The organism is Pantoea sp. C2G6 (assembly GCF_051336815.1).
In the GTDB taxonomy this organism is placed as follows: domain Bacteria; phylum Pseudomonadota; class Gammaproteobacteria; order Enterobacterales; family Enterobacteriaceae; genus Pantoea.
In genome coordinates this window covers 169,712-181,828 of sequence record NZ_JBGMNJ010000008.1, presented here as the reverse complement: position 1 = coordinate 181,828, position 12,117 = coordinate 169,712, and the positions used below count along the sequence as shown (strand labels likewise).

The following is a 12,117-nucleotide window of genomic DNA, read 5'->3' as shown; positions in this document are numbered from 1 at the left end:
ATAAGATGACAACTGCCGTGGCTATTAACGAAGTGCTGAAGGAAGAGTGCATTATTCTGGATGTCGATTGCCAGAGTAAGGAGCAGATTATTTCTCAGCTGACAGATCTGCTCTGTCAGAGCGGTGCCGTCACGGATAAAGCCGCCTTTCTGAAAGATGTTTATCTGCGTGAGGCGTTAGGCTCCACCGGATTTGAAAATCATATTGCTATTCCGCATGGCAAATCCGCCGCCGTGGCTAAAACCCGGATTGCCGTCGGCCGTCTGCGCCACGATATTCCGTGGGAGACCATCGACGGCACCGAGGTGCGGCTGGTGATTCTCTTCGCGGTAAAAGAGTCTGATAAAGATGTCGGCCATATAAAAATGCTTGCCAGAATCTCCATCGCGTTGGGGGATGAAGAAGTAGTTGAGCAGTTACTGACGGTGGCGCATCGTGAAGAGATGTTTCATCTGCTGCTGTCCCGTTCGGGAGCCTGAATAAACAGGAAGAAAATAATGAAATAAATAGAGGATCACGCATCCCCTGAAACTCTTTTTCATCAAGTAAAAATCATAAATAGAAATTCGTTTCCTTTCACCGGAGAACGTTTATGAACATTATTGCCATTACCGCCTGTCCCACAGGTGTCGCCCACACTTATCTGGCCGAAGGTAATTTAAAAAAAGCGGCTAAAAAGCTGGGGCTGAATCTGTTAGTTGAAACCCAGGGCGCGATTGAGAGCGAATATATTTTTAGCGACGACGATATTCAGCAGGCCGATCTGGTGCTGATTGCCGCGGATAAAAAGGTCGAGATGGCGCGCTTTCAACAGAAACAGGTGATTGAAGTGCCGGTTACCCGCGCAGCGAAAGATGCCGAGGGGCTGTTAAACGCCATTGTCAGCGGGGAACTGGCCCCCAGACGCCTCAGTCCGGCAGCCGGGGCCCGCCACGCTGAACCGGTTAATCCAGCCCCAGCGGAGACCGAATCCCGTTCCTTTATCTCCGCGATCTATGTGCATCTGATCACCGGCGTCAACCTGATGATTCCGTTTGTGGTGGCTGGCGGCATTCTGATCGCCCTGAGCTTTTCATTCGGGATTACCGCGGCCACACCAGGGGACGCGCATTTCAGCCCGATCGCGAAGATGCTCTCGGACATTGGCGGCGGCTCGGCCTTTGCCCTGATGCTGCCGATTCTGGCGCTGGGCATCAGCCAGTCCATCAGCGGCAAAGCGGGCATCGTGGCGGGCGCGGTGGGTGGGATGATGGCGATCCACACCGGCTCCGGCTTTCTCGGCGCGCTGATTGCCGGATTCCTGGCGGGCTACATCACGCTGCTGATTAACAATCATATCCGCCTGCCCAAAGCGATCGCCGGGCTGAAGCCGATCCTGATTGTGCCGCTGCTCAGCGTGCTGCTGACCGGTGCGTTGATGGTGCTGCTGATTGGTGAGCCGATCAAAATGCTGCTCGGCTGGCTCACTGATTTCCTTAATTCGCTGGGAAACACCAACGCGGCGATCCTCGGCCTGCTGTTTGGCATGATGGTGGCGTTTGATATGGGCGGCCCGCTGAATAAAACCGTCTGTATGTTTGCGATTGGCCTGATGTCGAGCGGCATCTATGGACCGATTGCCGCCTGTATGGCGGCGGGCATGGTGCCTCCGCTGGGGATCGCGCTGGCGACCACCCTCTTCCGCCGTAAGTTTACCGAGCAGGAGCGGGAAACCGGCAAAGTGACCTATATCCTCGGCCTGTCCTTTATTACCGAAGGCGCGATCCCTTACGCGGTGGCCGATCCGCTGCGCGTCATTCCGGCCATCGTGGCGGGCTCCGGGTTAGCCGGTGCCCTTTCCATGATGCTGGGCTGCGCCTCACGCGCCCCACACGGCGGCATTTTCGTCATCTTCATTCCTAACGTCATCAGCAATGTGATGGGGTATCTGTTTGCGATTGCCGCCGGCAGTCTGCTGACCGCCCTGATCCTGCTGTTTCTGAAGAAAGATATTTCCGTTCCTGAACAACAAGGATAAAACCTATGCTTTACAACATGAAAGATCTGCTCAGCGTGGCCCGGCAGCATCAGTTTGGTGTCGGCGCGTTTAATATCGCCAGCGCGGAGTTTGGCCGGGTGGCGGTTGAAACCGCCGAAAGGCTCGATTCGCCACTGATTCTGGAGATTCACCCTGACGAGATGGCGTTTACCGGCCCGGAATTTATCGGCTATCTGCGCACCCTGGCGATTCAGGCGCGGGTGCCGGTGGTGATCCATCTGGATCATGGCCGGACGCTGGACGAGGTGATGAAAGCGATTTACGCCGGTTTTACCTCGGTGATGATGGACGCCTCCTCCCACCCTTTTGAACAGAACATCGCGCTGACGAAGAAGATTGTTGAGATAGCGCATACCGTCAATGTTTCGGTGGAGGCGGAGCTGGGCACCATTGGCGTCGCGGAGGGCAGCGGCGAAGGCGGCAGCGATGAAATTCTCTATACCGATCCGCAGCAGGCGGAAACCTTTGTGCGCGAAACCGGCACCGACACGCTGGCCGTCGCCATTGGCACTTCGCACGGCCTCTACCCCAAAGGCAAACAGCCGAAGCTGGATATTGAGCGTCTGCAACAGATCCGCAAGGTGGTCGATATTCCGCTGGTGCTGCATGGCGGTTCCGGCAATAAAGACAGCGAAGTCGCCGAATCGATCCGTTACGGCGTCGGTAAAATCAATATCTCCAGCGATATGAAGAAAGCCTTCTTTGTGGCGCTGGAGCAGGAGCTGAAACAGGGTGGGCACGAGCCTAACGCCCTGTTTGTGAAGCCGATGCAGGCAGCAGGTGAGGTGATCGCCGCGAAGATGGCGCTGTTTAGTTCGGTGGGAAAAGCGGCGCTGTACCGGTAAGCCCGCCGCGGGTGGCACCCGGCGGGGCGGTAAAGAGACACTGAGGATTCGGTGTCTCTTTTTTGGCTGCAATTCGGGCGCGTTTAGCGAGGCTGCCTGTTCAGCCACGGGCGATAATAGATATGTTCAGCCTGGAAATCGACCGCGCCCTTATTCCCGGTCAGGCGCAGAGCCAGGGTGAGGGCAAAATCGAAGGCGACACCCAGACCCCGGCCGCTGAGCAGATTGCCATCCTCCACCACATCCTCCATCAGATACTCGCCATCTTTTACCTCCAGCCCCAGCTCACCTGAGCAGGTATAGCGACGGCCTTTCAGCAGGTTATTTCCCCCCAGCACCCGGGCGGCGGCAGAGCAGATTGGCGCAATCAGCCTGCCCGCGTCATCATGCCGCTGGATTAAGGCGGCGACCGCCGCACTGGCGGCCAGGTTCTTAGACCCCTCCGGTCCGCCAGGCATGATCAGCGCATCGAACAGATCCGCGTCCTGAAGTTCTTCAATCAGCTTATCTGTTTTAATCACGGCACCGTGGTAACTGACGATCTCGCGCTGCGGCTGGCAGGCAACGGTGGTGACGTTGATACCCAGCCGGCTGAGAATATCGAGAGTAATAAACGCTTCTGCTTCTTCAAATCCTGTGGCCAGCAGTAATGCTGCATTTTTGGACATATTGCCTCCGATGAGTTTTTACAAAATTGAAACGATGTTTCATTTTGATGGTATTCTACCAGAAGTTTCACGCTGTCGATGGATCTGTTCAGGAGAGGATGTTTATGACGTGTACCGGGCGCACTGCCACTGACCGGGATGAACAAAAGCGGCAGCCCTGTTTTCCCGCATGGCACGCCATAGAGCGAAGCCAGCGTATGATCAGCGAAAAGATGCCCGGCGGCGTCTCTGCCGTCAGCGCGCCCTGCGTTTTATACCTGGCGTGGAGTGATCCATGCCGCTGAACCGAACTGAGCGCGTTCGCGCTTTTCACTTTTCATCTTTTCGCTTTCTCTTTCTCGCCCGCTTTCTCACCGTCCTCGGCAATGGTATCGCACCGATCGCCCTGGCTTTTGCGGTGCTGGATATTGGCGGATCAGCCTCTGATTTAGGAGTGGTAGTGGCGTCCCGCTCGCTGGTTAATGTCGCCTTTCTGCTGCTGGGCGGTGTGTTGGCGGACCGTTACTCCCGCAGCCGGGTGTTGATTTTTTCCTCCGTGGTTGCCGCGCTTTCTCAGGCTGTGGTTGCCTGGTCGGTACTGGGGGGTTTTGCCTCGGTAATGAACCTGGCACTACTGGGCGCGCTGAACGGTGCCGCGGCCGGTATCGCCTTACCCGCCTCCTCCTCGCTGGTGCCCCAGACGGTTCCGGCACGCAGCCTGCGTGAAGCCAACGCATTAATCCAGCTCGGCGTCTATGGCGGCACCGTGCTGGGGGCGTCGCTGGGCGGGATACTGACCAGCGCGGTGGGTCCGGGCTGGGGGCTGGCGATTGATGCGATGGGTTTTCTGGTCTCAGCCCCGCTCTACTTCTTCATTCGCGTTTCGTCGGTTAAGGCAGGCGCCTCGCAGGGAAATATCCTGCGGGATTTAAAAGAGGGCTGGCGGGAATTTGCCAGCCGCACCTGGGTGTGGGCTATCGTCGCCCAGTTCACGGTGATTAACGCCGCCTTCAGTGGCGTGGTCATGGTGCTCGGCCCGGTGATTGCGGACCGTTCTTTTGGACGGACCGGCTGGGGGATGATGGTTGCCGTCCAGAGTGTGGGCCTGATCGCCGGTTCATTGCTGGCGCTGCGCTGGCGTCCACGCCGCGATCTGCTGATTGGCGCCCTGCTGGTTGGGATCTGCGCCCTGCCGACGCTGCTGCTGAGTCAGCCTGCCGGGCCGGCCTGGCTGATTGCCGGGTTCTTTATGGCCGGAGCGACGTTTGGGCTGTTCGGCGTGAGCTGGGCCCATGCGTTACAGACGCATATCCCGCCAGAGAGGTTGGCACGGGTCTACGCCTATGATGCGATGGGCTCTTTCGTGGCGATCCCCTTTGGCGAACTGGTCGCCGGACCGCTGGCCCTTCGTTACGGCATGAGCCATGTGCTGATCTTCTCTGCGCTGGCGATCGTTGTTGTCACCCTGGCCGTCAGCCTGGTTCCGGCGCTCAGAAGGTTTGGTGAGGTTAGGGAGGCGGAATAGTGGCGCAGGGCTAATCGCTGGCTGAAACCGCTGCTGGCGGCGTTGACAGGATCGCGCAGCGCTTATCCAGCAGCGACTCAACGGAGGCCCGATTGCCCTTATCCCAGCCGCGCCGGGTGGTCAGCAGGATAAAGCCTTTTTCTCCTGAGAACGTCGTCGGGATAAGCGCCACGCCCGATTCGGCCAGCTGCGGCGGCGACAGCCGGAAATCGCGCGCCACGGAGTTGACAGGATAGATCCCCATCGCCGTCGGCTGCATAACACGACGGGCATAGTAGGTATGCTTCAGCAGGCGGTCGGGCAAGGGCCGCCACGCATCCTGAATATAGGGACGCTCCGCCTGGAGCTGGCGATAGACATCCTCCCGCAGACAGGTCAGATGAATATGCAGCTGATTCTGGCTGCGGCCATAAGCGGAATTCAGCGCCATGCCGAGCCGATCCTCCGGCACGCTGGCCCCATAGGCCGCCATCAGTTGATAACGCATCAGCCAGGCGTAGCCGAAATAGTCGGGACGGCCGGGGCGCGATAGCGTGATACTCTCAATGCCGGAGATCGCCACGCTGGGCACCAGAATAAAGTGCAGCCTGTAGCGAGGATTCTGGATGATGCTGAAGCCCTGCGTGCTGTCCTGCGGCAGATAGACCTGCTGGCAGGGTGCCGGATCGCGCCGGTAGTGATAATTAGTCATGCAGAGATCATGCGTGACCGTCCACAGCGCGTCAGAGCGGGCGCAACCCACCAGCAGCAGCGCGATGACCAGCGGCAGCAAGCGGCATCGCCATAACAATTTTCTGAGCTGCGGGTCGCGTCTGGTTAAGTGATTCAATGCAGGGTCAACCTCAGCAACAGGGGTTTATAGTGGGGAAGCGTTTACCACCACAGCATCATGCCATCTGCGGCCTGATGTGCAGCCATTATATTCACCCGCCGATTCGCCGCGACGGCAATATCAGATCACCCCCTGTTTCAGCAGGTCGGTGAGGTTAAGCAGGCCCGTCACCTGCCGCGCCCGGTTGAGGACCGGCAGCACCGCCACAGGCGAAGGTGAATGGCTCTCCATTTTTCGCAGTGCGGTATCAATCAGCTCATCCTGATAGACCCAGTGCGGTGCCGTGGTCATCACCTCTGTCACACCATTATTCAGAAACAGATTGTTGTACATCACGTAGCGGCGAATATCGCCATCCGTCACGATGCCGATCAGCTCCCGCTTCCCGTTGATGACCGAGACGGCACCCGATTTACAGCTGGTCATGGCGAACAGGGCCTCAAGAATCGAGGCCGATTGATCGACTGCGCAGCACGATTCTCCCGACTTCATCAGGTCGCCCACCGTCGTCAGCAGGCGTTTGCCCAGCGCGCCGCCGGGATGGTAAAGCGCGAAATGCTCTTTTTTAAATCCGCGAAGACGCATCAGCACCACCGCAATCGCATCTCCTATCGCCAGCGACAGCGTGGTGCTGTTGGTCGGTGCCAGATTGAGCGGACAGCTCTCCCGCGCTACCCCGGCGTTGAGAAAAATATCGCTGTGCGCCGCCAGCGTCGAATCGGGGTTGCCACATAGCGCGACAATCGGCAGCCCGATGCGTTTCAGCACCGGCAGCATCGCCAGCACCTCCGGCGTTTCACCGCTGTTAGACAGAATCAGAATAACGTCCGCCGCCGTCACCATGCCCAGATCGCCATGCGCCGCCTCCGCAGGATGCAGATAAAAAGCGGGCGTACCGGTACTGGCCAGGGTGGCGGCAATTTTATGGGCGATGTAACCGGGCTTTCCCATCCCGGTGAGGATCGCGCGCCCGCGCGTCTCCAGCAGCAAACGAAGAGTGCTGGCGAAGGTTTCGTCAATGCGCGGAACCGCGTCCAGCAGGCTCTGCGCCTCGCTGGTCAGGATAGCGCGCGCCTGGTGGATGATGTCCGCTGAGGCGTGGTGCATTTCTGATGGCATAATACCTCCCTTGAGTAAGTAGCCTGCCTGCGTCATCACAGGTTATGTGAACTCAGATGTTAAAGTGTGATTTTGATGTGAATTTGTGATTGGGTTCACATTCAGGATTGAGGACTTCATTTAGCCTTACGACATAGTAAGGCTGACCCGCCGCGAGAGATGTTTTATGGCCAGATACAATAAAAATGACCGGGTTAACCGTATTATCGAAATAGTTGGAAAAGAGAATGACGTTACCATCAGTCATCTTGCCGATTATTTTTCCGTATCCCATATGACGATTCGCCGGGATATTGAAGAGTTACAGAGAAAGGGACTGGTAAAAGTTATTTTTGGCGGCCTGATCGTTAAAAACTTTATTGAAACCAGCCCCGAATACAGTAATAAGTCGCGGGAACATACGGATGCCAAAGTCGCGGTGGCGCTGAAGGCGTATAAATTACTTCAGCCCGGCATGACGATATTCATGGATGGCGGAACCACGGTAAAGCAGCTGGCTGGCCTGATCGATATGCCGCTGAGCGTAATGACCAATGACATCAGCACCGCCAGCATTTTAAATGAGAACAGCAACGTCAGGCTTATTCTCTGTCCGGGCGAGATCGTACGCGAAAGTTTATCCGCCTACAGCAGCGAAACGCTGCGTTTTCTCTCCGATCACTATTTTGACATTACCTTTATTGGCGCAGATGGTTTCAGCAAAGATCATGGCGCAATGACCACCAGCCAGGTTAAAGCGGATTGTAAATGGATGGCCGCCAGCCGGGCGACGACCTCGGCACTGCTGGTGGACAGCAGCAAGCAGAACGTTTTCTGTAAATATAAAATTGCCGACCTTGAATTTTTTAATGAAGTAATAATCGATGATGACTGAATAACATCACCCTCTTCCCAGGAGAGAATAAAATGAAAGTTGCCATTATTGCTGATGATTTAACAGGAGCGAATGCCACAGCAGCCTTATTAAGCACCCGGGGATTCACAACCTTAACCTGTCTCGATAATCCCGGCGAGACAGAACATTACGACGTTGTCTCTTTCTCTACCGATTCACGCTCAGTGCCGCCCCAGCAGGCCTATGACCGGGTTACGCGCTATCTTGAACTCATCGATCCTGAGATCACCACCATCAGCAAGCGCATTGACTCCACGCTGCGGGGCAACCTTGGCGCGGAAGTGGATGCGATTATCGATCGTTATCCGCAGCTTATGGCCGTTGTGGTTCCGGCCTACCCCTCCAGCGGACGGATTTGCGTGGGTGGTTCGCTGCTGGTGAATGGCATTCCGTTGCAGAACACCGCGATGCGCCACGATCCTAAAAATCCCATGACCGAATCCTCGGTGGTTGAGCTGTTCCGCAAGCAGACCAATAAAAACCTCGGCACCATTTCACTGTGTGACGTGCTGGCCGGAGAGAAGGCGGTCACGCGCGAGCTGAAGAGCCTCTACCAGAAAAACGTTCGTATTGTGGTGATAGACGCCACCACGGAAGAAGATATTCAGCAGATAGCCTCAGCGGTAATCCAGGCCGGCATCCCTTTTTTCTGCGTCGATCCTGGGGTCTTCACCGCCTCTCTCTGCTGGCTGCGCTACTCCAGCGGCAGGAAACGCACCAATAAAATTTTTGTCGCCATCGGCAGCGTCTCTGAGCTGACCCAGCGGCAGATACGCAAACTTCGCTACGAACGTCAGGTCTATATTGAAACGCTGTCGGCAGAGACCCTGATTGACTATGCCCTGCACCCGGAAGCGGCGGCGGAGCTGGCGGAAAGCCTGACGGCCAAAACCGCTCAGTATGACGTGACCGGCATTGATACCGTTGAGCTACCCGAACATATCAGCTGCCTGCGAACCCTCAGCAAAAAATACGCGCTTGATGAACATGAAATTACCTGTCTGATTAATAAAGGCATCGCCGAAGTCACCGCTCAGGTATTAACCCGGGACAACTCGCCCGTCAGCGCGCTCTACAGCAGCGGCGGCGACGTGGTGGTGGCGATTACCCGCCGGTTACAGGGCAATGGCGTTATTTTAAAAGATGAAGTTGAACCCTTAACGGTATATGGAAATCTCACCGGCGGTTTATGCCGGGAAATACCGATAATTACCAAGGGCGGATTTGTCGGGGATGATAATACGCTCGTTCATTGCATCGATTATCTGGCGGCGAAAGTTTCCACCCAGAAAGCAGAAACAACCGCTGCTTAAATAAAACCAAAAGGATCGCGTTATGAAACCGTTGATTGCTATTCCAATGGGGGATGCGGCTGGCATCGGCCCGGAAATTACCGTAAAAACGCTGGCTTCTGAGGAGGCGCAACAATATGCCCGAATGGTGGTGGTCGGGAATAAACGGGTGCTGGAGAACGCCTGTGAATTTTCCGGCATTCGCTTAAAGATTGAGACAATTAGCCATCTGAGCGAATTTAATGACGCGCCCGGTATTCTGAATCTTATTGAGCGCGGCAATATCGATTTCAGCACCTTCCGTCAGGGCGAAATTCAGGGCCAGTGCGGTAAAGCCGCTTACGACTGCATCGCAGAAGTGATCAGGATGGCGATGGCCGGTGAGGTTGACGCGGTGGCGACCACGCCGATAAATAAAGAATCGCTGAAAGCAGGTCAGGTTGATTTTATTGGTCACACTGAGATCTTCGGCAAACTCACCGGCACGCCCGATCCACTGACGATGTTTCAGGTGCGCGACCTGCGCGTATTCTTCCTGACCCGCCATATGTCGCTGGTGAAAGCCATCCAGAGCCTGACGCCTGAAAAGGTATGCGACTACGCGATTCGCTGCACCCGCGCGCTCCAGAAACTGGGGCTGGCTGAGCCGCGACTGACTATCGCCGCGATTAACCCGCACGGCGGCGAACATGGTCTGTTTGGTTCGGAAGATGACGATATTCTGCTGCCGGGAAGTGAGCTGGCCCGAGCCGCCGGGATTAACATCACCGGCCCTAAACCGGCCGACAGCGTGTTCCACTTCGCGCTACAGGGCAAGTATGACGCCGTTCTCTCGCCCTATCATGACCAGGGACACATCGCCACCAAGATGGTGGATTTCCACCGCACCATCTCGATCACCAACGGTATGCCGATATTACGCACCTCGGTCGATCACGGCACCGCGAATGATATTGCCGGTAAGGGGATTGCCGATCCGGTCAGTATGATCGAAGCCGTCAGGCTCGCTGCTCTCTACGCGCCCTGCTTTCGCAGATAGCCATGGAAAATAAGGCCCGCTGTGGCGGGCCTTATTTATCGGGACAGATTAAATGCGGCACGCTCTGCATTTAATAAGGATAAAATTATGTCTGGAAAAAACCCATTACCAGGGCGCGACGCCGCACGCCCTGTACTGAAAGGCATTGCCGTCGTTATTATTGGTTTAGTGATATTTTATATTGGCAGTCATGGCCGCGCAGAGCTGGAAGGTTCGCATGTTATCGCGGGATTGCTGATCGCCATTGCGGCGCTGCTGTTTATGATTTTAAAAACCCGCATCTCCACTTTTCCCGCCCTGATTATTTCCGCCATTATTACCGGCTCGCTGGGCGGCATGAAAAGCGACTTAATGATCCAGTCGATCACCAAAGGATTTGGCGGCACGCTGGGAAATATCGGCATTGTGATTGGTTTCGGCGTGATGATGGGGGCGCTGCTCCAGCTCAGCGGCGCTTCCCGCAGGATGGCGCTGACCTTTATTCGTTTCCTCGGCAAAGAGCGTGAAGAGCTGGCGCTGGTGTTAATCGGCCTGATGGTCTCGATGGCGGTTTTCTGCGACTCCGCCTTTATCGTCCTGACGCCGCTGGTGAAATCCCTGTCACGCACCAGCGGTAAATCGATCGTCGGACTCGGCGCGACCCTGGCGGCGGGACTGGTCATCAGCCACAGTATGATCCCGCCAGCGGTTGGCCCCTTTGGCGTGGCCTCGCAGTTCGATATGCCCATCGGAACCTTTATGCTCTGGAGCATGGTGGTCGCCATCCCGGTCACGCTGTGCGGTTTTCTCTACACCTCGCGGCTGGGTAAACGTATCTATATTGTGCCAACCGCCGACGGCGAGGGATTTACCCGTGAACCTCAGCGGCCGCTGGTTGAGAGCGAGCAGCAGCAGGAGCGGCTGCCCGGCGCGGTCATCTCCTTCGCGCCGCTGATTGTGCCGATTATTTTGATTCTGCTGGCCACCTTCTGCCGCGAGACCGGCCTGGCCACCACCTACAGCGGTCAGTGGCTGGGGACGCTGGCTAAAATGGGCATCACCATCGGCCATCCGGTGGTGGCGGTTGGCTGCGGCTTACTGATTGCCATTATCGGGCTTGGCAGCTATTTCCCCCGCGAGGAGGTGACGCAGGGCATGGATAACGCCATTCGCTCCGCCGGTATTATCCTGCTGTTGATTGGCGGCGGTGGCGCGCTGGGCATGGTGCTGCGTGATTCCGGCGCGGCCCAAATAATCGCCAGCTATATCGTTCAGGTCGGCCTGCCGGGCGTGCTGTTGCCGCTGCTGCTCTCCACGCTGATCCGCCTGATTCAGGGCTCCGGCGCGGTGGCGATGATCACCGCCGCCAGCATTACCGCGCCGATGATCGGCACGCTGGGCGTCGATCCGATTATTGCCGGTCTGGGATGTACCGTCGGCTCCTTTATGTTCTCCTACTTCAACGACGCCTATTTTTGGGTGGTCAACCGCTCGCTGGGCATCACCGAGGTGCAGGAGCAGATCCGCGTCTGGAGCGTCACCTCAACCATCCTCTGGGCCGCGGGGTCGGTGACGTTGCTGGTTGTGAATCTGCTGTTTTTTTAGGGGAGATGGTGCAGGGGCGCTGTTGTTGTGAATAAAAGCATAGCTCTGTCATGCAGCTCAGCGAAGTACAACGCGGTTTTTAGCCCTTGTCTCTCGTCAGTAACTCACCGCTACGCTTTCTGAAGTCGCCGGACCACCGACTGCGCATCGTCCTGCTCTTTGCTGATGAAGGAGTCCGGCTCATCCTTTTTACCCAAGCAAAGAAACGATGCGTGGTGCTCTTATGATGAGTAATCACCATCACCCTGTGTGGGCCTGCGGCAGACGCGAACAACATCACCACACATTTAATCAGGCAGCA

Annotated in this window: 11 protein-coding genes; 8 read left to right on the top strand and 3 right to left on the bottom strand. The window is 56.5% G+C overall.

Annotated features, from left to right (window positions below):
- The first annotated feature begins 5 nt into the window (after nucleotides 1-5).
- From ACCW71_RS12950 to ACCW71_RS12940, 3 genes are all read left to right on the top strand, one after another.
- Nucleotides 6-479, top strand: coding sequence for a PTS sugar transporter subunit IIA (locus ACCW71_RS12950; RefSeq protein ID WP_436371937.1), 474 nt, complete (start codon nucleotides 6-8; stop codon nucleotides 477-479).
- A gap of 113 nt (nucleotides 480-592) precedes the next feature.
- Nucleotides 593-2,017 carry a PTS fructose transporter subunit IIC gene (locus ACCW71_RS12945; protein ID WP_436371935.1) on the top strand — a complete coding sequence of 475 codons (1,425 nt, stop codon included), beginning with the start codon at nucleotides 593-595 and terminating at the stop codon, nucleotides 2,015-2,017.
- Between the two features lie 5 nt (nucleotides 2,018-2,022).
- On the top strand, nucleotides 2,023-2,883 hold the full coding sequence (locus tag ACCW71_RS12940; protein WP_436371934.1) for a ketose-bisphosphate aldolase: 861 nt from the start codon (nucleotides 2,023-2,025) through the stop codon (nucleotides 2,881-2,883).
- 83 nt (nucleotides 2,884-2,966) lie between these two features.
- Here the strand turns inward: ACCW71_RS12940 and ACCW71_RS12935 are convergent, their stop codons facing one another.
- The gene (locus ACCW71_RS12935) at nucleotides 2,967-3,551 is read right to left on the bottom strand and encodes a DJ-1/PfpI family protein (protein ID WP_436371932.1); all 585 of its coding nucleotides are present in this window, start codon (nucleotides 3,549-3,551) and stop codon (nucleotides 2,967-2,969) included.
- A 274-nt stretch (nucleotides 3,552-3,825) separates the two neighbouring features.
- On the opposite strand from ACCW71_RS12935, the gene ACCW71_RS12930 reads away from it, so the two are divergent.
- Complete coding sequence (locus ACCW71_RS12930) at nucleotides 3,826-5,055, top strand: MFS transporter (protein WP_436371931.1); 1,230 nt, start codon at nucleotides 3,826-3,828, stop codon at nucleotides 5,053-5,055.
- Nucleotides 5,056-5,065: 10 nt separating this feature from the next.
- On the opposite strand, the gene ACCW71_RS12925 is transcribed toward ACCW71_RS12930, so the two are convergent.
- Together ACCW71_RS12925 and ACCW71_RS12920 are read right to left on the bottom strand one after the other, a co-directional pair.
- Nucleotides 5,066-5,827 (bottom strand): CDP-diacylglycerol diphosphatase, encoded by a 762-nt coding sequence (locus ACCW71_RS12925; protein ID WP_436371930.1) that lies wholly within the window; start codon nucleotides 5,825-5,827, stop codon nucleotides 5,066-5,068.
- Nucleotides 5,828-6,007: 180 nt separating this feature from the next.
- Entirely contained in the window at nucleotides 6,008-7,006 is a 999-nt protein-coding gene (locus ACCW71_RS12920) for a KpsF/GutQ family sugar-phosphate isomerase (protein ID WP_436371929.1), read from the bottom strand.
- 166 nt (nucleotides 7,007-7,172) lie between these two features.
- Between ACCW71_RS12920 and ACCW71_RS12915 the strand changes: the two genes are divergently transcribed.
- The 4 genes from ACCW71_RS12915 (at nucleotide 7,173) to ACCW71_RS12900 (ending at nucleotide 11,816) form a co-directional block, all read left to right on the top strand.
- Entirely contained in the window at nucleotides 7,173-7,880 is a 708-nt protein-coding gene (locus ACCW71_RS12915; RefSeq protein WP_436371927.1) for a DeoR/GlpR family DNA-binding transcription regulator, read from the top strand.
- A 32-nt stretch (nucleotides 7,881-7,912) separates the two neighbouring features.
- Complete coding sequence (locus tag ACCW71_RS12910) at nucleotides 7,913-9,214, top strand: four-carbon acid sugar kinase family protein (protein WP_436371925.1); 1,302 nt, start codon at nucleotides 7,913-7,915, stop codon at nucleotides 9,212-9,214.
- A gap of 22 nt (nucleotides 9,215-9,236) precedes the next feature.
- On the top strand, nucleotides 9,237-10,232 hold the full coding sequence (gene pdxA, locus ACCW71_RS12905; RefSeq protein ID WP_436371923.1) for a 4-hydroxythreonine-4-phosphate dehydrogenase PdxA: 996 nt from the start codon (nucleotides 9,237-9,239) through the stop codon (nucleotides 10,230-10,232).
- Nucleotides 10,233-10,319: 87 nt separating this feature from the next.
- Nucleotides 10,320-11,816 (top strand): GntP family permease, encoded by a 1,497-nt coding sequence (locus ACCW71_RS12900; protein WP_436371921.1) that lies wholly within the window; start codon nucleotides 10,320-10,322, stop codon nucleotides 11,814-11,816.
- Nucleotides 11,817-12,117: the final 301 nt, after the last annotated feature.